The sequence below is a fragment of the Microbacterium sp. ABRD28 genome (assembly GCF_003850245.1).
In the GTDB taxonomy this organism is placed as follows: domain Bacteria; phylum Actinomycetota; class Actinomycetes; order Actinomycetales; family Microbacteriaceae; genus Microbacterium.
Map to the genome: position 1 here is coordinate 2577980 of NZ_CP031015.1, position 25006 is coordinate 2602985.

Consider the following 25006-nt stretch of genomic DNA (forward strand, 5'->3'; position numbering starts at 1 on the left):
TCAGCCCCGCAGAAGCGCGCGCAGCGCGTCGATGGTGTCGGCCTCCGCCGCGGACTTGTCGGGTCGATACCCCTTGACCCGTGCGAAGCGGAGCGCGACGCCGCCGGGATAGCGCGTCGAACGCTGCACACCGTCGATGGCGATCTCGACGACCGTTTCGGGTCGGACGTGGACGGCGTGCGGGCTCCGGGAGGTCGCGATCGTCGGGAAGTGGGCGGTCTGCCAGGCCAGGAGCCTGTCGGTCAGGCCCTTGAAGGTCTTCCCGACCATCACGAACCCGCCGGGCGGCCCGAACGCACCGTCGGGGTCGCGAGCACCCAGGTGCAGGTTCGAGAGCAACCCGGTCCGTCTCCCCGATCCCTCCTCCACGGCGAGGACGACCAGGTCGAAGGTGAGCACGGGCTTGACCTTCAGCCAGCTCTTCCCTCGACGGCCCGCCTGGTAGGCGGAGTCGATGGCTTTGACCATCACGCCCTCGTGCCCGGCGGCGAGGGCGGCGCGGGCGGTCTCCTCCGCGACTTCGGGATCAGCCGTGCGCACCGCGGGAATGCGCCACTCCCCTGCCACGCGATCGAGTTCTTCCTGTCGCACGTGCAAGGGCTGATCGATCAGGTCGCGGCCGTCGAGGTGCAGCAGGTCGAAGAACCACGGGCGCAGCGCCACCGCGGTGGCAGCCTCGGATCCGAACCGCGACATCGTCTCCTGGAAGGCCCGGGGGGCGCCGTCCTCATCGAGGGCGAGGGTCTCCCCGTCGAAGATCGCCGCGCTCACCGGCAGTGCCCGGACGGCCTCGACGATCTCGGGGAGGCGATGGGTCACATCGGCCAGGGTGCGGGTGAAGACGCGAATGTCGTCGCCGTGACGATGCACCTGGATGCGGGCGCCGTCCAGCTTGTACTCCACCGATGAGTCCCCGGTCGCCGACACCGCCTCGCCCGCGCTGGCCGCCGTCGCCGCGAGCATCGGCAGGACGGCGCGGCCGACGATGAGCCCGACCTCGTCGAGCGCGTCGGCGCCGCCGAAGAGGGCCGCCGACGCCGCCTCACCGAGGTCTCCCGACAACATGGCCGCACGACGCACGGATGCGAGCGGACGATCGGCTGCGAGGGCGACCGCGTCGAGGAGCACGCCCTCGAGGGCCCCCGTGCGGAGCTCGCCGAGGATGACGCGGGTCAGGAAGTCCCACTCCCTCGCCGTCGCAGCCTGCGCGAGGGCATCGAGCTCTGCCTGCCGCCGTGCCGCAGAGCCTGTTCCGGCGGCGACGGCCAGGCGCTCGAAGGCCGCGTCGACGTCGAGGACGGACAGCGTGGCGTGGGGCGCGTGCTCACGCTCGGCGGAGAGCGTGCGCCACCCGACACCCAGCCGACCCTGTCGAGGCTTCGCCAACAGCAGCCCCACGGTGATCGAGATCTCTTGCGGCTCGAGGCCGCGAAGCGTCTCGGCGAGCACCACCACCTTCGCCTTCCGCGACGCCGTCTGCGAGACGACCTCGGTGGCCTCGACCACCTCTCTCAGGAGCATGGGCGCGATTCTGCCACGGGGGTGCGACACCGGTCAGCTGGCAAGGATCTCCGCCGCCCGTTCGATGAACCGCGCAGCCGCGACGCTGTCGCCCGGATCTGTCAGCATCATCCGCAGCACCACCTCGTCGACGGCGTCGAGGTAGCCCGGCAGCCGCAGCGCGGCGGTGTCGGGAGTGAGGACGGTGTCGGAGGGCGCCAGACCCAGTCGCGCGAAGTTCGCCGCGTAGGCGGGATACCCGGCGTAGGCGTCGCGCTCCGCCTCCAGCCGCGGCAGCGCGTCGACGTCGAGGGCGGCGCGGACATACAGCGCCGCGTGCGCGCCGTCCTGGGCGCGGTGCGCCTCGGCCGCCTGTGCGGCCGCGAGTGCGGGACTCAGCCAGCTGAGGAGCACGCCGTCCCCCGTCGTCGCGCCCAGGTGGCGCATCCGCGGTCCGAGGGCGCCGACGACGATGCGCGCGCCGGTCCCGTCCCGCAGCCGGATGATCGCGGTGCGGACCGCATCGAGGGCGCCGCGTCGGAGGCCCCCGGACCCGATTCCCAGGGTGAGACGCGCGACGGGGAGTTCGAGCGCCCTCACCTGCCCGGCGATCTCCTCTCCCGGACGCCGGTCCACCGGGATGACGCCGGTGGCGAGCCCCAGGGTGTCGGTGACCTCGGCGACGGCGGCGAGCACCTCGAGTGCGTCGTGACCCGGGGTGTCATTCACCCACAGGGTGGTGAACCCGGCTCGTTCGACGACCGGGGCGATCGTGCGAGCAAACGCGGGCCCGACGGCAGCGGCGATTCCGATGGAGCATGCCATGTCCTCAGCATGCCCCATCGGAACCAGCGTCAGGCTCGAGCGGCGACCGTCGCTCCGGCGGCGACCCGCAGCATCCCGTCAGCGGCGTCGAGCCTCACCGCTCCGCGGTCGCTGAGCGCTCCCGACACGAACAGGTCGGCGATGCGGTCGTCGACCTCGCGCTGGACGAGCCGGCGCAGGGGACGCGCCCCGTACTCGGGCTCGTAGCCGTTCTCGGCGAGCCATGCGATCGCCGAGTCATCGATCTCGAGCGACACCTCGCGGGCGCTCAGCCGTGCACGGGTCGCCCCGAGCATGAGTCCGACGATCTGCTCCAGCTGCTCCTTCTCGAGCTTGCGGAAGAGCACGATCTCGTCGATGCGGTTGAGGAACTCCGGTCGCATGGCGTCGCGCAGACGCCCCATCACACGGTCGCGGAGATCCTTGTCCGAGCCGAAACCGGTGGCTCCGCCGCCGTCGGCGATGAAGCCGATGGCACCCGAGCGCGAGGCGAGGAATTCGCTCCCGATGTTCGAGGTCATCACGACCACGGTGTTGCAGAAGTCGACCGTTCGTCCCTGACCGTCGGTGAGGCGGCCATCGTCGAGCACCTGCAGCAGCAGGTTGAACACGTCGGGGTGGGCCTTCTCGATCTCGTCGAAGAGCACGATCGAGTACGGGTTGCGCCGCACGCGCTCGGTGAGCTGCCCCGCCTCGTCGTATCCGACGTATCCGGGAGGGGCACCGACCAGGCGCGACACCGTGTGCCGCTCGCCGAATTCGCTCATGTCGAAGCGGATGACGGCGCCGTCGTCATCGAACAGGGAGGCCGCCAGGGCCTTCGCCAGCTCGGTCTTGCCCACCCCTGTCGGGCCGAGGAAGAGGAATGAACCGACGGGACGGCGGCTGTCCCCCATTCCGGTGCGGCTCCGCCGCACCGCCTTGGCGACGGCGGTCACCGCGTCATCCTGTCCGATCACCCGCGCGTGCAGCTCGCTCTCCAGCGCCGCCAGGCGCTCACGCTCGGTCTCGGTCAGACGCTGAGCGGGGATGCCCGTGGCGCGGCTGATCACCGCGGCGATCTCGGGTTCGTCGACCACCGCCGCACCCGCCTTCGCGCCGGCCTCGGTCGCCACACGCAGGCGCTCCTGCACCGCGGTGATCTCGTCGCGGATCTGAGACGCCTCCTCGTAGCGCTCCGCGGTGACCGCGGCATTCTTGTCGGCCTCGAGCGTGGCGAGACGCTCCAGGAGCTCCCGGGTGTCGACCTTCGACCCCAGGCGCAGCCGGAGCCGTGCCCCTGCCTGGTCGATGAGATCGATCGCCTTGTCGGGAAGAACCCGGTCGGTGAGATACCGGTCGCTGAGTTCGACGGCGGCACGCAGTGCGTCGTCGGTGTAGGTGACCCCGTGGTGCTCCTCATAGGCGCCGCGCAGGCCCCGGAGGATCTCGACGGCATCGATGAGCGACGGCTCGCCCACCCTCACCGGCTGGAAACGGCGCTCCAGGGCGGGGTCCTTCTCGATCGTGCGGTACTCCTTCAGCGTCGTCGCACCCACGAGGTGAAGCTCGCCGCGCGCGAGCCGGGGCTTCAGGATGTTGCCGGCGTCCATCGCACCCTCGCCGCCGCCCCCGGCGCCGACGACGGTGTGCACCTCGTCGATGAAGACGATGAGCTGGTTCGAGCGCGCGGCGATCTCGTCCATCGTGTGGGTGAGGCGCTCCTCGAAGTCGCCCCGGTAGCGCGTGCCGGCGAGCATCGCGGGCAGGTCGAGGGCGATCACGCGCTTGTCGCGCAGCTGCTCGGGAACGTCGCCCGCCACGATCGCCTGGGCCAGGCCCTCGACGATCGCGGTCTTGCCGACGCCGGCCTCGCCGACGAGCACGGGGTTGTTCTTCGTGCGGCGGCTGAGGATCTCGATCGTCTGCTCGATCTCGTCTTCGCGCCCGATCACCGGGTCGAGCAGTCCGTCGCGGGCACGGGCCGTGAGGTCGGTGCCGAAACGGTCGAGCATGGGGGAATCGGATGCCGCGGCATCCGCTCTCTCTTCGGCGCTCGTTCCGCCGGGGGTGACCGTCTCGCGCACGCTCTGGGTGAGCGCCTCGGCGGTGACGCCTGCCTGGGCGAGGATCTGCCCGGCCGGTGTGTCCTGCGCGAGGACGAGGGCGAAGAACAGGTGCTCGGGGTCGACGTAGGTCGAGCCGGAGGAGCGTGCGACCTGGAAGGCGTGGAAGAGGGCGCGCTGCACCGACGGAGTGATCACGGCGCCGTCGACGTCGGCAGCCGTCGACGCGGCGGGGAGCCGCTGTTCGGCCGCGCGGGCGATCGCGTCGGGATCGGAGCCGATCCGCGCCACCGCATCGCGCGCCGGGGCGTGCTGGACCAGCACGCGGAGCACGTGCAGGGCGTCGAGTTCGCGCTGGCCGCGCTCGAGGGCGTAGCGGCCGGCAAGCTGCAGCATCTCCTGGGTTCGGGCGCTCAGGAAGCGGCTGAGGTCGATCGAACGCTCCGCGCGAGCCCGCTCGCCCGCGAGGTAGCGAGCGAGGAACTCGTCGAACGCGCTCTGACCGTCACCGGTCTGGGGGAAGTCTTCGGGCATGTCAGTCTCCGTGAAGGGTGATGCGAAGCCTGCTCGGAGATCCCGGTACGGGAACTTGAGCAGACACGTATCAACTTCAACGCGACGTGATGGCGACTATTCCCACCGCCGTCACCGAAAAGTCGGATCCGGATCGTTCCACGTCTGAGCCGTTTCGACGATCCAGAACGCCGAGAACAGCAGGAGGAGCACGACCTCGCCGATGAGGACGAGCGGGATGCCGGTGGCCGCCCCTCGCGGATCGGCGACGCTCAGGAGGAAGACGACGAAGAGGAAGCCGATCGCGGCGAGGATTCCCACGGCGATCGTTCCGTAGATCGCGCGGGCGGCCGGCCGGGAGGAGGTCGGCGCCCAGGCGGTCCACCCGGCGACAGCGGCGATGAGGGCGAAGAAGGCCAGGGTCGCCGCCAGATGACCGAAACGGAGCAGACTCTCCTGATCCACGGCCGCCCACAGGGGGAACCCGACGATGAGCCCGCCCGCCGCGCCGGCCGTGGTCAGCACGCCACGGGTGAGGGTCCGCTGGGCGCGGGCGACGAAGAGCGTGGCGACGAGCGCGACCACCCCCACGATCGCGAACGTGATGAGACCGTTGACGACGTCGGCGTGCACGGCGGCGGGCACGACGCCACCCACAGGGGTCGGGATGATGGCGATGAGGGGGGCCAGGACCGCGGCGACATCGAGCAGAGCCTGGGGCACGCTCCGCCCCGACAGGGCGAGGAGGGCGAGCGACACGGCGAAGAGCGACCCGGTGAAGACCGTCCGAGCAGGGGTGTAGAAGCCGGCGCTCAACGACTCCGGTGCGGTCCCGACGTCGATCGCGACCGCGGCGACGGAGACGAGGAGGGCGAGCACAGCCCCGAGGATCGCCAGCCGGACGTACCGGTAGGTGCGGGCGAGGGATGTCGCGGCCGCGACCTGGGTCACCGGAACCGCCGTCCTGCCGACCACACGGACTCGACCTCGAGCGCGGGGCCGAGGAGGACGACGTCGGCGGCGAATCCGGGGTCGAGACGCCCCAAGCGGTCCTGCCGCCCGACGACCCTCGCGGGGGTCTCGGTCAGGGCGGCGACGGCTGTGGGGAGGTCGAGTCCCACCTGTTCGACGGCTCGGCGCAGAGCGGCGTCCTGAGTGAGGGTGGAGCCGGCGATCGTCTCCGTGCCCGCCAACCGCGCGATGCCCTCCGACACGGTGACCTCCAGGTCGCCGAGGATGTAGTCGCCGTCTGCCGCGCCCGCGGCGGCCATGGCGTCGGTCACGAGCGCGATGCGCCCCGGGGCGAGATCGAACAGCATCCGCACGACCAGGGGGTCGACGTGGCTGCCGTCGAGGATGACCTCCAGAACGATTCCCGACGCGTTCACCGCGGCGAGCACCGGGCCCGGTGCCCGGTGATGGATGCCGCGCATCGCGTTGAAGGCATGGGTGAGCAGCCTCGCGCCACGAGCGAACGCCGCCTCGGCCAGGGCACGATCGGCGCCGGTGTGGCCCACCGCCACGACGACGCCCGCGTCGGCGAACGTCTCGATCGCCTCGAGCGCGTGAGGTCGGTCGGGGGCGACGGTGATCTGGACGAGTGCATTCCCCGCGGCATCCCGCAGGCGACGCACCGTCTCGGGATCGGGATCACGCAGCACGTCGGGATCGTGGGCCCCCCGGAAGTCGGGGTGGAGGAAAGGTCCTTCCAGGTGCGCGCCGAGGACGCGCGGATCGCGGGCTTTCGCCTCCGCGATCGCGGCGAGGCGCGACGCGAGCGTATCGATGCGGGCGCTCACCAGGGAGAGCACGGAGCGTGTCGTGCCGTGGGCGGTGTGGGTGTCCAACACCCGTGCGATCGCGGCGGCGCCGTCATCGACGGCCGCTCCGCCTCCGCCGTGACAGTGCAGGTCGATGAATCCGGGGGTGAGGACGCGGCCCGAGGCATCGATGACCTCCGCAGGCGCGTGGCGCTGCCAGTCGGCGCCGGTACCGCGCACCGAGACGACGTCGCCGTCGAGCAGCAGCCACGCGTCCTCGGTGATCTCACCGCCTGAAACCAGTCGAGCCGAATGCAGGACTGTGGTGCCGGTCGCGTTCACTCCGCCACGATATCCGTCCGAGCCTCGCTATCCTTCACAGGGCCGGAAGGAGCGGGATGTCGGAACTGTGGCGCGGGGTGGGGCTCCTCCTCCGCGGGTTCGGGTGGTGGGCTCGTCGTCCCGCGGCGATGGCGCTCGGACTCATCCCCGCCGTCGTCGTCGCGGTGGTGTTCATCACCGCGCTGGTCGTCCTGGGCGCCTGGGTTCCCGAAGTCGCCGAATGGCTGACGCCGTTCGCGGCGGGATGGCCGGAGTTCTGGACCGGCGTCCTTCGCATCGCCGTGAGCGCCGCGCTTCTCGGCGGTGCGGGCATCATCGCGATCGTCACCTTCACCGCCGTGACCCTCATCGTCGGAGAGCCGTTCTACGACCGCATCTGGCGTTCGGTGGAGAAGAGCGCGGCAGGAGATATCCCCGGCGCGGACTACGGCTTCTGGCGATCCACAGGAGACGCGCTCTCACTTCTCGGCCGCGGCATCCTCATCGCGATCTGCGCGGCCCTCGTCGGCTTCATCCCCGTCGTCGGCACGGTCCTGGGAGCGGTCATCGGTACGGTGCTCACCGGTTGGATCCTCGCCGACGAACTCACCTCGCGTGCGTTGACGGCACGCGGCATCTCGCGCAGGGAGCGGCGCGCTCTGCTCCGCCGCGCCCGGCCCCGGGTGTGGGGCTTCGGGATCGCGACCCAGCTGTGCTTCCTCGTGCCTCTGGGCGCCGTGGCGGTCATGCCGGCCGCGACCGCAGGCGCGACGATGCTCGCGCGGACGCTCGTCGGAGAGGACGCGAGCGGTTAGCGCCGGCCGTCCCGCGTGGACCACATGGCCCAGGCGACGAGAACGGGCTGGAAGAACAGACGGAACAGGCGCTTGCGGTCGCTGTCCAGACCGAAGCCGTCGCGCTTCTTCAGGTACTGCTCGAGGTTGCCGGGGAAGATCGCCACGAAGAACGCCGCCAGGTAGTTCCCGAGCGTGCGACGTGATTTCGGAAGCAGCACGAGCGACGCCCCGAGCATGACCTCCAGCACTCCCGAGACGATGACGACGTCATCCTTGTCGAACCCGGTGCCCCGCGTGGTCCAGTCGGGAACCTGCGCCTGGAACTCCTTGCGTCCCCAGAACAGGTGGGTGACGCCGGCGAACACCATCGCGCCGGCCAGCGACCAGCGGGCGAGGGTGCGCAGGGGGCTCGAGCTGTCCGACATCCCGTCAGCCTAACCGCGCGAGGATCATTCCCGACCTCCGGGCGGGCCGACGACGAGAAGCACGACGAACAGCAGCACGACCGCGGTCGCGATGAGCAGGGCGAGCACCCACGGGCGCCGAAGGAAGAAGCGCAGCATCCGGTCGAGGATCCGGCGGTCGCGGGGATCGGCCGTCTCCTCGGTCCGCCACGATCCGCGCAGGCGGCCGGAGCGCTGCAGCCAGATCTCGGTGGGGATGGTGGCGTACGGGATCACGGCGCTCCCGACGGCGACGATCGCCGGCCCCGGCGACCAGCGCTGGTTGAGGGCGACGAGTACCGCCGTCGCTCCGTAAGCCAGGAAGACGAAGCCGTGGATGCCGCCGCCGATCGTCACCGCGATGTCGAGACCGGCGGTCGCACGGAGGATCAATCCGGTGATCAACAGGGTCCACGACACCGCCTCGGCGATGGCGAGGGTGCGGAAGAGGGTCAGGGGCGTGCGGAACACGGGTTCTCCTCGGCGAGGGACGGGGTTTCCAGCCTAGAGAAGCCCACAGAACGCGCCGCCCCGGTCGTGTCGGTGTCAAGAGATCGCGACGGCGCCTAGCGTGGAGGTGTGGAGTTCCCCTTCGACGCGCTGCGGCGGTGGCCTGACGTCGAGGCTCCGGACCTCGTGGCCGTCGACGCGGCCGATCGACTGCTCCTGGACCTGTCCCAGGAGGCGCGCCGTGATGCGGCGCCGGACGAGATGGTCGTGATCGGCGATGCCTACGGGGCGCTCACCCTCGCCTCAGCGCAGCCGGGGTGGTTCCTGAGGGTGCATCAGGATTCTCTCCTCGGCGAACGCGCTCTCGCTGCGAACGCCGAGGCGCTGGAGATGTCGGGAGTCTTTCGCTCCCTGCCGCTGTCCGCTGAACTCGTGCGAGACGCGAGGGTCGTCCTTCTACGCCTCCCCCGTTCCCTGGATGCGCTGGATGACATCGCCGGTCTCATCGCGAGGCACGCTCACCCCGACGTGCGGGTCTTCGCCGGCGGCCGCATCAAACACATGACCCTGGCCATGAACGACGTCCTGCGGCGGTGCTTCGGGCGTGTGGACGTCAGCCCGGCGCGGCAGAAGTCCCGTGTCCTCATCGCCGCCGAGCCCCACGACGGACGCGACCCCGAGCCGAAGCGTGCGAGGGTCGGCGACCTCGAGGTCTGTGCCTTCGGCGGCGTCTTCGCCGGCGCTTCCCTCGACATCGGCACCCGGCTCCTCCTGGAGAATCTTCCGAACGGGATTTCGGATGACGCGCTCGTCGTCGACCTGGCCTGCGGAAACGGTATCGTCGGCGCGACGCTCGCTCGGCGTCATCCCCGTCTCCGGGTTCACGCGTCGGATGTCTCGGCGGCCGCCGTCGCCTCAGCGCGCGCCACCGCCGCCGCGAACGGGGTCGCCGATCGGGTAGAGGTCATTCAGGATGCCGGCCTGTCGACCCTCCCCGATCGGGCGGCCGACCTGATCGCGTTGAATCCTCCGTTCCACACCGGAGCGGCCGTGCATGAGCGGCTCGCCCACGGGCTGTTCGCTGACGCCGCTCGGGTGCTCGCCCCGGAGGGCGAGCTCTGGACCGTCTGGAACTCGCACCTCCGCCACCGATCGACACTCGAGCGCCTCGTCGGCCCCACCCGTCAGGTCGCCCGCAACGCCAAGTTCACCGTCACCGTGTCCAGGAGCGGCTGAGATGCACAACATCGCCCGGTGGGCGGTCGCCCTGTCGACGCTGATCGGGCTCGGACTGGCGCTCGGCCTGAACCCCGCCCTGTACGGGGCGACGGCCGACATGCTGGCCCGCAACACCCAGGTGGCGGCGCGGATGGGGTGGATGGTGGGTGGCCTCGCGACGGGCGCCACGATCCTCTTCGTGGCGCTGCAGAGCTTCAATCCGGCGAATCTCGTCACCGCCGCGGAGCGCGATGCCGACGCCCTCGCGCTGAGCCGCACGGTCGACCTCATCGCCGGGGCCGTCTTCCTGGCCGCGGCGATCGGGGTCGCGGTCTGGCGTCTCCGTGTCCCCCGGCGAGCAGCGGTCGCGCGCGCCACGCAAAGCCGTGCACATTCGGGGAGCTACTTCTGGCTCGGCCTCAGCTGCTCGATCGTCGGATTCACGACCCTCCCGATCATGTACACCACGGGCCGCGTGACCGCGGGCATCAGTGACGAGCTCGTTCCCCGGATCCTGGCGTACGCCGTCTTCCTGCTGGCGCTCATCGCCCCGTTCGTCCTGCTCGCCGGAGTGTGGTCGCGGCTGCCGGGCGCGGCCGCCTTCGTGTCACGCACCTACGACAGACTCATCCATCTGGATTACCGATGGACCTATGCGGTCGTCCTGGCCGCCGCGGGCGTCGTGTGTCTGGGCTTCGGTCTCATCGCGGGGCGGTGAGACGGCGCGAGTCCGACTGCCGGCCCGGCCGACTGGACGTCAGAACGGCGCCGGTTCTCGGGGGTCGTCGGCGGGTTCGTCGGTGATCCGGAACTCTCCGGTGAACGTGGTCCATTTCACCCACAGGTCGTCGGGGACGTCCTCCTCCGGTGAGAAGTGCACCCCATGACCCGGTGGATTGTCGACGTAGATCCTTCCGGTGGGGGAGGTCCACTCGATGACCCCACCGTCGAGTTGCTTCACCTTCCAGGCGGTGAACTGTTTCATGCTGTGATGCCGTTGGCACAGGCAGGACAGGTTGCAGATCTCGGTTCTCCCGCCCAGGGCGGCGTCGTGGTTGTGGTCGATCTCGCAGGTTCGGGCGGGCATCCGGCATCCTGGCCACCGGCAGTGCTTGTCCCGGCCCTTCAGGAACCGGACCATCGCCCCGGTCGGCCGGTACTGGTCCACTGCCATCGTCAACCCGGTGACCGGATGGGTGAGGAGTCGCTCCCACATCCCGTCACTGTTCCCCGCAAGCAACCGCGCCGTCTCGGCATCGATCGGCCCGACCCCGGCAAGATCGCACGGGACGTCGCTTTGCCCCATGAGGGCCATGATGGGGATGACGACCTGCACCTTCGCGGTGATCGCGCCCAACCCTCCCGGCAGGTCACCAGAGCCGGTCGGGTTGAGGCTCGGTACGGCGGTGAGGAGCATGTCGGCGAACACGTCCGCGCGGACCTCATCGATCGTCCGGGTGTCCGGCGCCACATCATCGCCCGGCTGCGGTTCTCGAGCGGTGATGACCGCGGTGGCTTCGTCGGTGATGCGTTGGAAGATCCCCTCGATCAGCACCGTGGACTGCACCGCCCGCAGCTCCGACATCCCGTCACCGATCGCGTACCGGACGATCTTCCGCTCCCGGGACGCCCCCGCATGCCGCTCGGTCAGTGTCCGCGGGTGCATCCGCTCGGCGATGATCTCCAAATCCGCACGCGCACGACCCGGGGTCTCGTCCAGACAGATCTCCGCGGCCAGCTGATCGAACTCCCCCTTCACCTCCGGCGGCAACCGCCGCCCGACATCCTCCACCACCGCCACATGCGCCCGCGTGATCAGCCCCTTCTCCAGGCAGTGCACCGTCGCGGGATAGTCGTTCACCACCGCGTACGCGGTGTCGATCTGCCGCTGCACCGACCGGTCCGACAGCCGCACCGCGGCCGCGATCTCGGCCGCCACACCCCGCAGCGCCATATCCCGGTCCCGCACCACCGCGGATGACCCCTCCGTCAGCCGCGCCGCGAACGCCCCAGCCTCGGCCAATGCACGCGTCTGCTCCGCCTCCGCGGCAGCCAGCGCTACCTGCGCGGCCTCCACCCGCGTCAGCACACCCGTCAGCTCAGACCGATCCTCCTCGCTGAGAAGGGTGAGCCGCGGGTTCGAACGCATGTACGAAGCATGGCACCACCCTCCGACATCGAGACCCGAAACCCTCAACCCCAGGTTGAACCGATCTCGACCTGATGAGGCACCCGGGCTCCAATCGAGCGAAGCCCCCGACGAGGCTCTCGAGAAGCGCACGCTCGTCGAAGGCTGGACAGCTCAGATGGAAGGACCCTGGCCATCGCGCACCTCGAAGAGGAGCTGCGTCTCGGTCGCCCGCACAACGGGGTGCACGGTGATGTGCTCGAGCACCACGTCCCGCAGCGCTTCGGGATCGCGCACGGCTACATGGACGAGGAAGTCGTCCACTCCGGCGACGTGGAAGACACGCAGCGCAGACGGGATCTCACACAGCGCGTCGAACAGTTCGCGAACACGAGAAGCCGTGTGACTCCCCAGTCGCACGCGGATGAGAGCCTGGATGGGATAGCCCAGCGCCGTCTCGCTCAAGCGCACCTGCGATCCGCGGATCACCCCCCGCGCGCGCAGCATGCGCACCCGATGGGCACACGTCGACTCGGCCAGGCCGAGCCGTTCGGCAAGGGCGCGGTTGGTGAGATCACCGTCGCGCTGGAGCAGCCGCAGGATGCGGATGTCGTTGTCATCCAGCGGGTCACCGCCTTGGGATTTCATCGAGAAACCTTCCCCCGAGCAGACGAATTCTGCAGAGAGTTCGGATCAAACACGCTTTTTCCGCCCTTTCAGCCTGATCACGGGCTTCTTCTTGCGATTCCCCCCACACTAACGGTATGGAATCTGCACACCGCCACCGCGACACGGTCGCCGTGCACGCCGGACGGAACGACCTCGAGGGTCTCGGCGTTCATGCGCTCCCGATCGACCTGTCGACCACGAACCCCCTCCCCGATCTGGAAGCCGGTGGGCTGTCGTACGAATCCATGGCGAGCGGGGGTCACCCGCTCGCCGACGGCGGTCTCGTCTATGCGCGGTTGTGGAATCCCACCGTCGCCCGCTTCGAGTGCGCGCTGGCCGAGCTCGAGGGCGCCGAGGAGGCTGTCGCCTTCGCCTCGGGCATGGCGGCGATGACCGCCGCGATCATCGCACACAGTGCAGCGTCCGGGAGGTCGCATGTCATCGCGGTGCGCCCGCTCTACGGCGGGACCGATCACCTGCTCTCGTCGGGACTGCTCGGTATCGATGTCACGTACTGCGACGAGGACGAGATCGCCGCCGCGATCCGACCCGAAACCGGGCTGATCGTCGTCGAGACGCCCGCCAACCCCACGCTCGAGCTCGTCGACATCGCGGGCGCGGTGGCGTCGGCCGGAAGCATCCCTGTCCTCGTCGACAACACGTTCGCAACGCCACTGCTGCAGAATCCGGTCGCGCTCGGAGCGGCGATGTCGCTGCACAGCGCGACGAAGTACCTCGGCGGCCACGGCGACGTCATCGCCGGTGTCATCGCGTGCGGTGCTGAGACCGCCGCCGCGCTGCGTCGTGTGCGCGCGGTGACCGGTGGACTTCTGCACCCGCTCGGCGCATATCTGCTGCACCGAGGACTGCCGACTCTGCCGGTGCGCCTGGAACGGCAGCAGGGGTCGGCGCGCCGGCTCGTGGAATGGCTGCAGGAGCAGCCAGAGATCGCCGAGGTGCACTACCCCGGCCTCGACGGAGATCCGCGTGGTCTGCTGCGACGTCAGATGCGAGGAACCGGCGCGATGATCGCGGTGAGACTTCGCGGAGGGTTCGAGGCTGCGGCGGCCGCCACCTCGGCCGTCACGGTCTTCACACACGCTGTGTCGCTGGGAGGGGTCGACTCCCTGATCCAGCACCCTGCCGCCCTGACGCATCGTCCCGTGCCCCCGCACGCGCGCCCGCACGCGGGGCTCGTGCGACTGTCGATCGGACTCGAACACGTCGACGATCTCCGCGACGACCTCGCGCGCGCGCTCCGCGCGATTCCCGCCGAGCTGATCAGCGCGTAATCCACACCAGGGCAGCCGCAGGACTGTTCCGTCGAAGACGGGGAGGCGAAGCAGCACGCTCCTGAGCGGCTGGAACCACGAAAGGCCCCCGGTCCGTCACCCGCGAAGGTGCCTGGCCAGGGGCCTTGTCGTCATGCGCCGACTGGTGGAACGGGGCGTTCACCAGGGGTCATCAGAAGTCCCAGTCGTCATCCTCGGTCGCGACGGCCTTGCCGATGACGTACGACGAGCCCGACCCGCTGAAGAAGTCGTGGTTCTCGTCGGCGTTCGGCGAGAGCGCCGACAGGATCGCCGGGTTCACGTCGGTGACGGTCGCCGGGAACATCGCCTCGTAGCCGAGGTTCATCAGCGCCTTGTTGGCGTTGTAGTGAAGGAACTTCTTCACGTCCTCGGTGAGACCGACCTCGTCGTACAGATCCTGGGTGTACTGGATCTCGTTGTCGTACAGCTCGTACAGGAGCGAGAACGCGTAGTCCTTGATGTCCTGGCGCGCCGCCTCATCCAGCAGCTCCAGACCGCGCTGGAATTTGTAGCCGATGTAGTAGCCGTGCACGGCCTCGTCGCGGATGATGAGGCGGATGATGTCGGCCGTGTTCGTCAGCTTCGCCTTCGACGACCAGTACAGCGGCAGGTAGAAGCCCGAGTAGAACAGGAACGACTCGAGCAGGGTCGATGCCACCTTGCGCTTGAGGGGCTCGTCGCCGCGGTAGTAGTCCATGACGATCCGCGCCTTCTTCTGAAGGTTCTCGTTCTCCGTCGACCAGCGGAAGGCGTCATCGATCTCGGGCGTCGAGCACAGCGTCGAGAAGATCGACGAGTAGCTCTTGGCGTGCACCGACTCCATGAAGGCGATGTTGGTGTACACCGCCTCCTCGTGCGGGGTGATCGCATCGGGGATCAGCGAGACCGCCCCCACGGTGCCCTGGATGGTGTCCAGGAGCGTCAGACCGGTGAAGACCCGCATCGTCAGCGTCTGCTCCTGCGGGGTCAGCGTGTTCCACGACTGGATGTCGTTGGACAGCGGCACCTTCTCGGGCAGCCAGAAGTTGTTCACCAGACGGTTCCAGACCTCGAGGTCCTTGTCGTCCTGGATGCGGTTCCAGTTGATCGCCTGGACCCGGTTGAGCAGTTGCAGCTTCTCAGCCATCGTGTCTCCTAAAAAGTCCTGGTCAGAGGGTCACAGCATGCAGCTGACGCACTCGGACATGTCGGTTCCCTCGAGCGCCATCTGCCGCAGGCGGATGTAGTAGATGGTCTTGATGCCCTTCTTCCAGGCGTAGATCTGCGCCCGGTTGATGTCGCGCGTGGTCGCGGTGTCCTTGAAGAACAGCGTGAGCGACAGCCCCTGGTCCACGTGCTGCGTTGCGGCGGCGTACGTGTCGATGACCTTCTCGTAGCCGATCTCGTAGGCGTCTTCGTAGTACTCCAGGTTCTCGTTCGTCATGAACGGAGCCGGGTAGTAGACGCGGCCGAGCTTGCCTTCCTTGCGGATCTCGATCTTCGACGCGATCGGGTGGATCGACGAGGTCGAGTTGTTGATGTACGAGATCGACCCCGTCGGCGGAACCGCCTGCAGGTTCTGGTTGTAGATGCCGTGCTGCTGGATGCTCGCCTTCAGCTCGCGCCAGTCGTCCTGGGTGGGGACGGGGATCTGGGCGAACAGCTCCTTGACCCGCTCCGTGGCGGGCACCCACGCCTGATCGGTGTACTTGTCGAAGAACTCCCCCGACGCGTAGGTGGAGTCCCAGAACCCGTCGAAGACGGTGCCGCGCTCGATGGCGAGGCGGTTCGACGCGCGCAGAGCGTGGAAGAGCACCGTGTAGAAGTAGATGTTCGTGAAGTCCAGGCCCTCTTCCGAGCCGTAGTGGATGTGCTCACGGGCGAGGAAGCCGTGCAGGTTCATCTGTCCGAGTCCGATCGCGTGGGAGCGGTCGTTGCCGTCCTCGATCGAGCGCACGGAGCGGATGTGGCTCTGGTCGCTCACCGCGGTCAGGGCGCGGATGGCGGTCTCGACCGTCTGGCCGAGGTCGCCGCCGTCCATCGCCAGCGCGATGTTCATCGAGCCCAGGTTGCAGGAGATGTCCTTGCCGATCTGGGCGTACGAGAGGTCCTCGTTGTAGGTGGTCGGGGTGTTGACCTGCAGGATCTCCGAGCACAGGTTGGACATGTTGATCCGACCCTTGATCGGGTTGGCCTTGTTCACCGTGTCCTCGAACATGATGTACGGGTAACCCGACTCGAACTGGATCTCGGCGAGGGTCTGGAAGAACTCGCGCGCGTTGATCTTCGTCTTCTTGATGCGGGCGTCGTCGACCATCTCGCGGTACTTCTCGGTGACCGAGATGTCACCGAAGGGCACCCCGTAGACGCGCTCGACGTCGTACGGCGAGAAGAGGTACATGTCCTCGTCGTTCTTCGCCAGCTCGAACGTGATGTCGGGGATGACCACACCCAGCGACAGGGTCTTGATGCGGATCTTCTCGTCGGCGTTCTCGCGCTTGGTGTCGAGGAACCGCAGGATGTCGGGGTGGTGAGCCGACAGGTAGACCGCACCCGCGCCCTGACGGGCGCCCAGCTGGTTGGCGTAGCTGAAGCTGTCTTCGAGGAGCTTCATCACCGGGATGATGCCCGAGGACTGGTTCTCGATCTGCTTGATCGGAGCGCCCGCCTCGCGGATGTTCGACAGCAGCAGCGCCACCCCGCCACCGCGCTTGGACAGCTGCAGGGCGGAGTTGATGCCGCGGGCGATCGACTCCATGTTGTCCTCGATCCGCAGGAGGAAGCACGACACCAGTTCGCCGCGCTGCGCCTTCCCGGTGTTGAGGAACGTCGGCGTGGCCGGCTGGAAGCGCCCGGAGATGATCTCCTCGACCAGCTGGACGGCGAGCGCCTGGTCGCCGTCGGCGAGCCCGAGGGCGGTCATGACGACACGGTCCTCGAAGCGCTCGAGGTACCGCTTGCCGTCGAAGGTCTTCAGCGTGTAGCTGGTGTAGTACTTGAAAGCGCCGAGGAAGGTCTCGAAGCGGAACTTCTTGCCGTAGGCGAGGTCATTGAGCTGCTGGATGAACTCGAAGGGGTACTTCTCGAGCACCGCCGGCTCGTAGTACTCCTTCTCCACGAGGTAGTCCAGCCGCTCCTTGAGCGAGTGGAAGAACACCGTGTTCTGGTTCACGTGCTGGAGGAAGTACTCCCGCGCAGCGCGCTTGTCGGCGTCGAACTGGATCTTCCCATCAGGTCCGTACAGGTTCAGCATCGCGTTCAGGGCGTGATAGTCCAGACCCTCGAATCGCGCCTCGGTCTTGAAGTCCTTCTCGGTCAGTGCAGCTTCCACCATCGTTCCAATCCATCGCTGACGCGTGTCACGTCTTCAGGCGTGCCGAATACTTCGAGCCGGTACAAGTGCGGCACCCGGCACTTGCGGCTGATGATCTCGCCGGCGAGGCAGAACGACTCGCCGAAATTGCTGTTGCCTGCGGAGATCACTCCGCGCAGAAGTCGTCTGTTCCGCTCGTCGTTGAGGAAACGGATGACCTGCTTGGGGACGGCACCCTTCTCTTCACCGCGTCCCTGGCCTCCCCCATAGGTGGGGGTCACGAGAACGAAGGGCTCGTCCACGACCGGGGTCGGTTCGGAGGCGGTGATCGGGATGCGGACGGCGGGGAGGTCGAGCTTCTCGATGAAGCGTGCGGTGTTGCCCGACACGCTGGAGAAATAGACCAGGAGCGGGGCGGATGTCGCCAGTGCGCTCATGGTTCCCTCCTGGGCTCGATCCTCGCGGGGTCCCCGACGCGGCGCCGGGTTCAGGCCAGGCGCGACGCCAGTTCGTCGATCTTGTCGGGACGGAAGCCCGACCAGTGGTCCTCGTCGGTGATGACGACGGGTGCCTGCAGGTAGCCGAGGGCCTTGACCTGCTCGAGCGCTGCCGGGTCTTCGGAGAGGTCGTGGACCTCGTATTCGATGCCCTTCGAGTCCAGCGCACGGTAGGTCGCGGTGCACTGCACGCAAGACGGCTTGGTGTAAACGGTGATCGCCATGTCGATCCGTTCTCCCCTCGATTTCGAGTGTTTGCTCCGGTGACCCCCACCGGGAGACCAATACTACATATGGGTGCCGACATCGGATAGCACCACTAGGGATAGTAGTTACATCCGTGTAGTTTTCTCACCGTCATCCCCATGTACAACACAGGTTGTCCACCGTTTCATCCACAGGCGGCGCTCCGATTCCGCGACCGGAAAGCCCGGATTCGCGCGGCTTTCCGAACCGGAACGAGAACTCCTCCACAGGGGGGACGGTATTCGGGGGTTCCGACATCCGATTTCCTGTGGACAGTGGACGACGGCGTGTCGCGGCGTGTCGCACTAGCGTGGTGGCGTGGCGGGATATCGAGACCTTCTGCGCACCCCCGGAGTGGCGCGCATCATCGCCGCACAGCTGACCGCCCGCTTCCCCAACGGCATGACGAGCCTGGCCGTCCTGCTGCACATCGAGCAGGTGACCGGCTCCTACGGCGCGGCGGGACTTGTCCTGGCCGCCACCTCCGTCGGACAGGCGGTCGCCGGCCCGGTCACCAGCCGGTGGATGGGCCTGTGGGGCATGCGACGGGTGCTCTCCATCACCCTTGCGATCTGCGCGGTGGCGATCGCAACGCTGGCCCTGGTGGAGATGCCGCTCCCCGCCTACATGGTGCTGGGCCTGGTCGCCGGGCTGTCGACGCCCCCGGTCCAGTCGGCCGTGCGCACGATCTACCCCAAGATGGTCAACTCCCGTCAGCTGACTCCCCTGTTCTCGCTCGACGCCTCGCTGCAGGAGATCATCTGGATCATCGCCCCGGTTCTGGTGACGTTCGTGGCGACCCAGATCGGCACCGTCGAGGCCCTGGTCCTCATCGTGGTGATCCTCGTCGGCGGCGGGCTGTGGTTCATCCTGTCGCCCGAGGTCGGGCGCGTGCGCATCCCTCGGAGCCGCCGACGCCTCGGACGCGTGCTCGCCAAGCCGCCCGTGCTTCTGGCCACCGTCATCGGCTTCCTCCTCATCGGTGGCTGCGCCGCGGTCGAGGCCGGAGTCGTGGCGACCTTCGGCCACAGCGGATTGGAGGCCGGGCTCGTCCTGGCGGTCTTCTCCATCGGGAGCCTCGCCGGCGGCCTCGGCTTCGGCCACATCCCCATCGGTCCGTGGGCGATGGCGCGACGCATGGGCATCTTCACCCTGGGACTCCTCCTCGCCCTGATCTCGCTGGATGTGTGGTGGCTGGGCGGCACCCTCTTCCTCGCCGGGATCGGGATCGCCCCGGCCCTGGCGGTGCTCTTCGCGATGACCTCGGCGAGCGTGAAGTTCAGCGAGACCGCCGAGGCCTACGGATGGATCGGCACCGGGCAGCTCATCGGCGCCGCTGCGGGGTCGGCCGTCGCCGGTTTCCTCATCGACGGCGTGGGTCCGCAGGGCGCCTACATGGCGGCGGCGGCCTTCGCGGGCGTCGGCTTCCTCGTCGCGGTGGTCTTCGTCCGGGGCTTCCCCGATCTCCGCGGGCGCGACGCGAGCCCCATTCCCGACACCGAGCCGGTCTCGACGATCACCTGAGCGGATGCCGCGGGCGGCCCCCCTACTGGATGCGGCGCAGCAGCTCCAGGACCGCCAGTGCATAGGCGTCGGCGGGCTCGGGGTGCTCGAAGACGATGACATCGCCGCCCAGCTCGATCTCCACCTGATGCGTGTCGACGAGCCGGCGCAGCGACCGGAACGCCCCGCGCAGCAGTTCGCGCAGCTGACTCTCATGCGGCAGCCACAGGGCGTCTTCGAGCGCGACGGAGTCGAGCGCCCACTCGGTCGTGCCGTTGAAGGCCAGAATCCGACCGGTCGGGTAATCACGCGGTTCGATGGTCATCTCGCTGACGGTGAAGACGTCGGCGTCGAACTCGGGCTCGTCGAGTTGGAAGCGATCACCCGATGTCGGATGCCACACGAGACCCGCCGCGCGCAGCTCGAGGGCCAGGTCGGTCGAGATCATGCCCTCCATCTTCCGCCACCCCGGGGCGGCGGGGCCCGCTTACGCTGAAGGGCGTGATGTTTCCGGTGACCCTCCCCCGCATCTCCTGGGGCGATCCGCGCGCGGGGCGGCGCGCGCTCCTCGTCCACGGCCTCGGTTCGAGCGCGGCGCTGATGTGGCGCTTCGGCGTGGCCCTGGCCGAGGACGGCTGGCGTGCCGACGCCGTCGACCTGCGCGGGCACGGCGTCGCCCCGCGCGTGCTCGACTACACGATCCCCGCCTACGCCGCCGACCTCGCCCACGCCCGCCCCCAGGCGGGCGATGAGACGTGGGATCTCGTCATCGGCCACTCCCTCGGCGGCGCGGCGACCACGCTGGCCGCCGCCGACACTCCCGGATGGGCGCGCCGCGTCATCCTGATCGATCCCGCCATCCACCTCTCCGACCACGACCGCGAGGTCGTGCGACGCAGTCAGGAAGAGGCCTTCGCCGACCCGACGGAGGTCGCTGTGCGCGCGGCGCACCCGCAGTGGCATCCCCATGACATCGAGCTGAAAGCCCTCGCGGCCCGGCAGGCCAGCCGGTGGGCGGTGGAGCAGACGAGCCTGCAGAACCCCACGTGGGACGTGCGTGAAGCCCTGTCGCGCCTCGATGTCGACGTGGACATCCTGGCCGCCGATCCGGCGGTGTACAGCATCTTCGACGGCCCGCTCGCCACCGAGGTGCTCGCAGCCAACACCCGGGTGCGGATGACGGTCGTCGCCGGTGCAGGACACTCGCCGCATCGCGACAAGCCCGAGGAGACCGTCGCTGAGCTGCGCCGGGTGATGCAGGGAAGACGGACAATGGGATCGTGACCGAACCGGAGACGATCCTCCCGCCGGATCTGCTCGAGCGTATCCGTGAGCGCGCGAGCGCGCACGATCGCGAGAACACCTTCCCCGCAGCCGACCTCGACGAGCTCCGGGGCATCGGGTACCTCGCCCTCCTCGTACCGGAGGCCCTCGGGGGGCGAGGACTCTCCCTCGCCGAGGTCGCGCTGCTGCAGCAGCGTCTCGCCACCGCCGCCCCGGCGACGGCGCTCGCGATCAACATGCACCTGGTCTGGACGGGCGTCGCACGCCAGCTGTCCGACCGCGGCATCGACGATCTGCGGTTCGTGCTGGAGGGCGCGGCGGCCGGAGAGGTGTTCGCCTTCGGCATCAGTGAAGCCGGCAACGACCTCGTGCTCTTCGGCAGCGACACCGCCGCCGAGCCCCGGCCCGACGGCGCCTACGCCTTCACCGGCACGAAGATCTTCACCACCCTGTCCCCCGTCTGGACGCAGCTGGGGCTCCACGGCCTCGACACCCGCTCAGCCGACGGCCCGCGGATCGTCTACGCCTTCGTGCCACGAGACGAAGAGGCTGCGGGGCGGGTGCGCATCCGCGACGACTGGGACACCCTCGGCATGCGCGCCACCCAGTCCCGCACGACGGAGCTCCACGGCGCCGTCGCGCCGCCCGAGCGCGTGGTCAGGCGCGTTGCGCCCGGGCCTCAGCCCGACCCGCTCGTGTTCGGCATCTTCAGCGTGTTCGAACTGCTCATCGCCTCGGTGTACACCGGCATCGCGCGGCGGGCTCTCGATCTCGCCGTCCTCGCCGCCGCGCGGAAGGACAGCCAAAACCCGCGGCTGCGCTGGCAGGTGGCCGATATGGCCATCGCCTACGACGCGATGCCGCCGCAGATCGACGCGCTGTGCCGCGATCTCGCACACGAGGTGGACCACGGCGGACGCTGGTTCTCGCTGCTCTCGGGCGTCAAGCACCGGGCCGTCACCACGGCCAAAGCCGTCGTCGACGAGGCACTGGTCGTCGCGGGAGGGTCATCCTTCTTCGCACGATCGGAACTCTCCCGGCTCTACCGCGACGTCGCCGCCGGGGTGTTCCATCCCTCCGACCCGGAATCGGCCCACTCCGCCGCCGCGACGGCGTGGCTCGGGCCGCTGGAGACGCCCTCCTGAGCGTCGCAATTCGCCAAGGTGCGCGTGCGAGGATGACCGGATGGCACGTACCCCGACGGCTCTGCTGAGCCCCGCCGACCAGCAGCGGCGTCGCGGTCTGCGCACGATGAAGGCCGTGGCCCTGGGCGCTCTGCTGGCGATGGCCGTGGTGTTCGCCGTCGCCTTCTCGCTCCAGGAGCAGGTGCCCTGGCTCGGCTACGTCCGCGCGGCCGCCGAGGGCGGGATGGTGGGGGCGCTCGCGGATTGGTTCGCCGTGACGGCGCTGTTCCGTCATCCGCTCGGTCTCCCGATTCCGCACACCGCGATCATCCCCAAGCGCAAGGACGAGATCGGCCGCACGCTCGGCGAGTTCGTCGAGACCGAGTTCCTGCGCGGTGACGTGGTGCGCACGAAGCTCGCCGCGACCCACGTGTCCCGGCGGGCAGGCGAGTGGCTCCGTGAGCCCGCGCATGCCGCCCGAGTGGGTTCCGAAGCCTCGGTGATCGCCGCCGGCGTGTTGCGCGCCCTGAGCGACGACGACGTGCGCGACGTCATCGAAGAGCTCGCGCGGGAGCACGTGCTCGTTCCGGAGTGGGGACCTCCCGTGGGCGCGTGGCTGGGCCGGGTGATCGACGCGGGCGCCCACCACAGCGCCGTCGATCTGGCGGCGGAGACGATCGACCACTGGCTCGCGGCCAACAGGGTGGCCTTCGAGGGCCTGGTCTCGCGGCGCCTGCCCAGCTGGGTGCCTCGGATCGCGCAGCGCCTGGTCGACGAGACGGTGTACAACGAAGCGGTGAAGTTCGTGGCGGCCGTGCGCGCCGACCCCGACCACCCGGCGCGGCATGCGATCGACGGATATCTCGAGCGGCTCGCGCGGAACCTGCAGACCGATCCGACCACCATCGGACGCCTCGAAGACGCCAAGGGGGCGCTGTTCGACAGCCCCCGGGTCCGCGAGCTCGCCGCCCAGGCCTGGGGCACCGCGAAGTCCGGACTGCTGGCGGCCCTCGACAACCCCGACAGCGGCCTGCGGCGCCGACTGGCCGACGCTCTGGCCGAGATCGGCGACCGCCTGGTGACCGACGCCGCCCTGCAGCACCGGGCCGACGGCTGGGTGACCGAGGCAGCGGTCTTCCTGGTCGACCGCTACCGCCACGACATCGCCTCGATCATCACCGACACCGTCGAGAAGTGGGACCCCGAGGAGACGACGGAGAAGATCGAGCTCATGGTCGGCCGCGATCTCCAGTACATCCGGCTCAACGGCACCATCGTCGGGGCGCTGGCAGGGCTCGTCATCTACACGATCGCCCGCGCCATCTGGGGATGACGCTCCCGCGGCGCTACAGTGAGCGCGTGGAATCGGTGGGCGACGAACTGCTCTTCAGCTACGGCACTCTCCAGCAGCCCGAGGTGCAGCTGGACACCTTCGGCAGGATCGTCGCGGCCGAGCCCGACATCCTGCCAGGGTTCACGGTCGACTACGCCGAGATCGTCGACGAACGGGTGGTGGATGTCTCGGGGCACGCGGTGCACCCCATCGTGCGTGCGACGGGCAATCCGCTGGACAAGGTGGTGGGGAAGGTCCTGAGCATCACCGAGGACGAGCTCGACGCCGCCGATGAGTACGAAGTGTCGCTCTACCGCCGCATCTCCGCCCCGCTCGCCAGCGGCCGCGTCGCCTGGGTGTACGTGTCGGTGTGAGCGGCCTCTTCCACGACCCCCTCTGGCCCCGTGCCGGTGAGTGGCCGTCCGCGCACGACGGCGCCGAGACCTCGGGGCCGGTCGATGTGGCGATCCTCGGTGTGCCGACGTGGCGGACCTCGCTGTCGGCGACCGGAGCGCACGCCACCCCCGCCGCCGTCCGCGCGGCGTTGCAGCGCTACAGCGCCACCCTGATCGGTCCGCCCGCGCTCGACCTCGATGCCGCGATGTCGATCGTCGACGCGGGCGATGTGGCCGAGCCCGACGGCGATGCCGGCGAGGCGCGCGTCCGCCGCGTCGTCGCCGATCTCGTCGCTCGTGGCGGGATGGTCATCGCCCTCGGGGGCGACAACGCCGCGACCGTGCCGGTCGCCCAGGGCGCGAAGGCGGGCGGCCTCATCACCCTCGACGCGCATCTCGACCTGCGCGACGGCAGGTCGAACGGCTCGCCGGTGCGCCGGCTCATCGACGACGGGCTCGATCCGCGCCGGATCGTGCAGATCGGCATCGCCGACTTCGCCAACTCCCCCGCCTACGTCGCGCGCGCCGTAGATCTGGGGATCACGCTCATCACCCTCGATCAGGTTCGCCGGCGCCCGGCCGCCGACCTCATCGACGAGGCGTTCGCCATCGCGGGGGCGGGGTTAGGCGGCGTGCACCTGGACATCGACGTGGACGTCTGCGACCGCTCGGTCGCGCCGGGGTGCCCGGCCTCGGTTCCGGGTGGGCTGAGCGCTGACGCGCTCCGGGCGCTGGTGCGGTCGGCGGCAGCCGATACCCGGCTGGTCTCCGCGGATATCGTCGAGGTCGACGCGACGGCCGACACCGAGGACGGCCGGACGGTGCGGCTGGCGGCGCTGTGCGTTCTGGAACTCCTGGCGGGAAGGGCGATGCCATGACGATCGAACTGGTGCTGGCGCGACACGCGAAGTCGGACTGGGGCGACCCCGGGCTCCGCGATCACGATCGCCCGTTGAACGAGCGCGGCCTGCGCGATGCGCCGCGGATGGCCGCGCGCCTGGCCGAGACGGGTTTCCGCCCGGATGCGCTGCTGTCCAGCACGGCCGTGCGCGCCCGCACGACCGCCGAGGCCTTCGCCGCGGCGCTCGAGACCGCGGTCACCCTCGTTCCCGACCTCTACGGTGCCCCGCCCGCGACGCTCCTCGCCACGGCGTCGACGAGCGGCGCCCTGCGCGTGATGCTCGTCGCCCACAACCCCGGGATGGCCGAGCTGGCCGACGCGCTCTCCGGCGGCCGGATCGGCGAGATGCCGACGTGCGCGGTCGCCCGGTTCCGCTGGGACGATGACGACTGGGCGGTCGTCGGCGCGGTCGACCCGGACGAGTGGCACATCGACACGCCCCGCTGAGG

25 protein-coding genes are annotated in these 25006 nt (G+C 69.2%); 11 read left to right on the forward strand and 14 right to left on the reverse strand.

Annotated features, from left to right (window positions below; translation table 11 throughout):
* From DT073_RS12465 to nagA, 5 genes are all read right to left on the reverse strand, one after another.
* On the reverse strand, nucleotides 1–1521 hold the full coding sequence (locus DT073_RS12465) for an ATP-dependent DNA ligase (RefSeq protein ID WP_124293672.1): 1521 nt from the start codon (nucleotides 1519–1521) through the stop codon (nucleotides 1–3).
* Nucleotides 1522–1554: 33 nt separating this feature from the next.
* Nucleotides 1555–2325 carry an LLM class flavin-dependent oxidoreductase gene (locus DT073_RS12470; RefSeq protein WP_124293673.1) on the reverse strand — a complete coding sequence of 257 codons (771 nt, stop codon included), beginning with the start codon at nucleotides 2323–2325 and terminating at the stop codon, nucleotides 1555–1557.
* A 29-nt stretch (nucleotides 2326–2354) separates the two neighbouring features.
* The gene (locus tag DT073_RS12475; RefSeq protein ID WP_124293674.1) at nucleotides 2355–4904 is read right to left on the reverse strand and encodes an ATP-dependent Clp protease ATP-binding subunit; all 2550 of its coding nucleotides are present in this window, start codon (nucleotides 4902–4904) and stop codon (nucleotides 2355–2357) included.
* 111 nt (nucleotides 4905–5015) lie between these two features.
* On the reverse strand, nucleotides 5016–5834 hold the full coding sequence (locus DT073_RS12480) for a hypothetical protein (RefSeq protein ID WP_124293675.1): 819 nt from the start codon (nucleotides 5832–5834) through the stop codon (nucleotides 5016–5018).
* Complete coding sequence (gene nagA / locus DT073_RS12485) at nucleotides 5831–6985, reverse strand: N-acetylglucosamine-6-phosphate deacetylase (RefSeq protein ID WP_124293676.1); 1155 nt, start codon at nucleotides 6983–6985, stop codon at nucleotides 5831–5833. The genes DT073_RS12480 and nagA overlap by 4 nt, the downstream gene beginning before the upstream one ends.
* A 56-nt stretch (nucleotides 6986–7041) precedes the next feature.
* Between nagA and DT073_RS12490 the strand changes: the two genes are divergently transcribed.
* The gene (locus DT073_RS12490) at nucleotides 7042–7779 is read left to right on the forward strand and encodes an EI24 domain-containing protein (RefSeq protein WP_124293677.1); all 738 of its coding nucleotides are present in this window, start codon (nucleotides 7042–7044) and stop codon (nucleotides 7777–7779) included.
* On the opposite strand, the gene DT073_RS12495 is transcribed toward DT073_RS12490, so the two are convergent.
* Entirely contained in the window at nucleotides 7776–8186 is a 411-nt protein-coding gene (locus DT073_RS12495) for a DoxX family protein (protein ID WP_164478187.1), read from the reverse strand. The two genes, DT073_RS12490 and DT073_RS12495, sit on opposite strands and share 4 nt — an antisense overlap.
* Before the next feature lie 24 nt (nucleotides 8187–8210).
* Complete coding sequence (locus DT073_RS12500) at nucleotides 8211–8675, reverse strand: DUF3817 domain-containing protein (protein ID WP_124293678.1); 465 nt, start codon at nucleotides 8673–8675, stop codon at nucleotides 8211–8213.
* Nucleotides 8676–8783: 108 nt separating this feature from the next.
* On the opposite strand from DT073_RS12500, the gene DT073_RS12505 reads away from it, so the two are divergent.
* Complete coding sequence (locus DT073_RS12505) at nucleotides 8784–9890, forward strand: class I SAM-dependent methyltransferase (protein WP_124293679.1); 1107 nt, start codon at nucleotides 8784–8786, stop codon at nucleotides 9888–9890.
* 1 nt (nucleotide 9891) lies between these two features.
* Nucleotides 9892–10590, forward strand: coding sequence for a hypothetical protein (locus DT073_RS12510; RefSeq protein WP_124293680.1), 699 nt, complete (start codon nucleotides 9892–9894; stop codon nucleotides 10588–10590).
* A 39-nt stretch (nucleotides 10591–10629) separates the two neighbouring features.
* Here the strand turns inward: DT073_RS12510 and DT073_RS12515 are convergent, their stop codons facing one another.
* Both DT073_RS12515 and DT073_RS12520 read right to left on the reverse strand, forming a co-directional pair.
* The gene (locus DT073_RS12515) at nucleotides 10630–12021 is read right to left on the reverse strand and encodes an HNH endonuclease signature motif containing protein (RefSeq protein WP_124293681.1); all 1392 of its coding nucleotides are present in this window, start codon (nucleotides 12019–12021) and stop codon (nucleotides 10630–10632) included.
* A 153-nt stretch (nucleotides 12022–12174) separates the two neighbouring features.
* Nucleotides 12175–12648 carry an Lrp/AsnC family transcriptional regulator gene (locus tag DT073_RS12520; RefSeq protein ID WP_124293682.1) on the reverse strand — a complete coding sequence of 158 codons (474 nt, stop codon included), beginning with the start codon at nucleotides 12646–12648 and terminating at the stop codon, nucleotides 12175–12177.
* A 116-nt stretch (nucleotides 12649–12764) separates the two neighbouring features.
* On the opposite strand from DT073_RS12520, the gene DT073_RS12525 reads away from it, so the two are divergent.
* A complete protein-coding gene (locus tag DT073_RS12525; RefSeq protein WP_124293683.1) occupies nucleotides 12765–13961 on the forward strand; it encodes a trans-sulfuration enzyme family protein in 1197 nt (398 codons plus the stop codon).
* Nucleotides 13962–14133: 172 nt separating this feature from the next.
* On the opposite strand, the gene nrdF is transcribed toward DT073_RS12525, so the two are convergent.
* Genes nrdF through nrdH form a run of 4 tightly spaced genes read right to left on the reverse strand, consistent with a single transcriptional unit; the run spans nucleotide 14134 to nucleotide 17995 of the window.
* Complete coding sequence (nrdF, locus tag DT073_RS12530; RefSeq protein WP_124293684.1) at nucleotides 14134–15108, reverse strand: class 1b ribonucleoside-diphosphate reductase subunit beta; 975 nt, start codon at nucleotides 15106–15108, stop codon at nucleotides 14134–14136.
* A 30-nt stretch (nucleotides 15109–15138) separates the two neighbouring features.
* Nucleotides 15139–17295: a class 1b ribonucleoside-diphosphate reductase subunit alpha gene (nrdE, locus tag DT073_RS12535; protein ID WP_124293685.1), complete on the reverse strand. Its 2157-nt coding sequence runs from the start codon at nucleotides 17293–17295 to the stop codon at nucleotides 15139–15141.
* The gene (gene nrdI, locus DT073_RS12540; RefSeq protein ID WP_124293686.1) at nucleotides 17277–17711 is read right to left on the reverse strand and encodes a class Ib ribonucleoside-diphosphate reductase assembly flavoprotein NrdI; all 435 of its coding nucleotides are present in this window, start codon (nucleotides 17709–17711) and stop codon (nucleotides 17277–17279) included. The genes nrdE and nrdI overlap by 19 nt, the downstream gene beginning before the upstream one ends.
* A gap of 50 nt (nucleotides 17712–17761) precedes the next feature.
* Nucleotides 17762–17995 carry a glutaredoxin-like protein NrdH gene (gene nrdH, locus DT073_RS12545; protein WP_124293687.1) on the reverse strand — a complete coding sequence of 78 codons (234 nt, stop codon included), beginning with the start codon at nucleotides 17993–17995 and terminating at the stop codon, nucleotides 17762–17764.
* A gap of 340 nt (nucleotides 17996–18335) precedes the next feature.
* Between nrdH and DT073_RS12550 the strand changes: the two genes are divergently transcribed.
* On the forward strand, nucleotides 18336–19541 hold the full coding sequence (locus DT073_RS12550; RefSeq protein ID WP_124293688.1) for an MFS transporter: 1206 nt from the start codon (nucleotides 18336–18338) through the stop codon (nucleotides 19539–19541).
* 22 nt (nucleotides 19542–19563) lie between these two features.
* Here DT073_RS12550 and DT073_RS12555 read toward each other — a convergent pair whose 3' ends face one another.
* Nucleotides 19564–19968: a pilus assembly protein CpaE gene (locus DT073_RS12555; RefSeq protein ID WP_124293689.1), complete on the reverse strand. Its 405-nt coding sequence runs from the start codon at nucleotides 19966–19968 to the stop codon at nucleotides 19564–19566.
* 56 nt (nucleotides 19969–20024) lie between these two features.
* Between DT073_RS12555 and DT073_RS12560 the strand changes: the two genes are divergently transcribed.
* The 6 genes from DT073_RS12560 to DT073_RS12585 are packed head-to-tail and all read left to right on the forward strand — an operon-like array spanning nucleotide 20025 to nucleotide 25004.
* Nucleotides 20025–20804 carry an alpha/beta fold hydrolase gene (locus DT073_RS12560; protein WP_240638854.1) on the forward strand — a complete coding sequence of 260 codons (780 nt, stop codon included), beginning with the start codon at nucleotides 20025–20027 and terminating at the stop codon, nucleotides 20802–20804.
* Complete coding sequence (locus DT073_RS12565) at nucleotides 20798–21949, forward strand: acyl-CoA dehydrogenase family protein (protein ID WP_502697166.1); 1152 nt, start codon at nucleotides 20798–20800, stop codon at nucleotides 21947–21949. The genes DT073_RS12560 and DT073_RS12565 overlap by 7 nt, the downstream gene beginning before the upstream one ends.
* 40 nt (nucleotides 21950–21989) lie before the next feature.
* Complete coding sequence (locus DT073_RS12570) at nucleotides 21990–23261, forward strand: DUF445 domain-containing protein (RefSeq protein WP_124293692.1); 1272 nt, start codon at nucleotides 21990–21992, stop codon at nucleotides 23259–23261.
* Between the two features lie 26 nt (nucleotides 23262–23287).
* Nucleotides 23288–23635, forward strand: coding sequence for a gamma-glutamylcyclotransferase family protein (locus DT073_RS12575; protein WP_240638607.1), 348 nt, complete (start codon nucleotides 23288–23290; stop codon nucleotides 23633–23635).
* Entirely contained in the window at nucleotides 23632–24534 is a 903-nt protein-coding gene (locus DT073_RS12580; protein WP_124293694.1) for an arginase family protein, read from the forward strand. The genes DT073_RS12575 and DT073_RS12580 overlap by 4 nt, the downstream gene beginning before the upstream one ends.
* On the forward strand, nucleotides 24531–25004 hold the full coding sequence (locus DT073_RS12585) for a SixA phosphatase family protein (RefSeq protein WP_124293695.1): 474 nt from the start codon (nucleotides 24531–24533) through the stop codon (nucleotides 25002–25004). The genes DT073_RS12580 and DT073_RS12585 overlap by 4 nt, the downstream gene beginning before the upstream one ends.
* The last annotated feature ends 2 nt before the right edge of the window (nucleotides 25005–25006 follow it).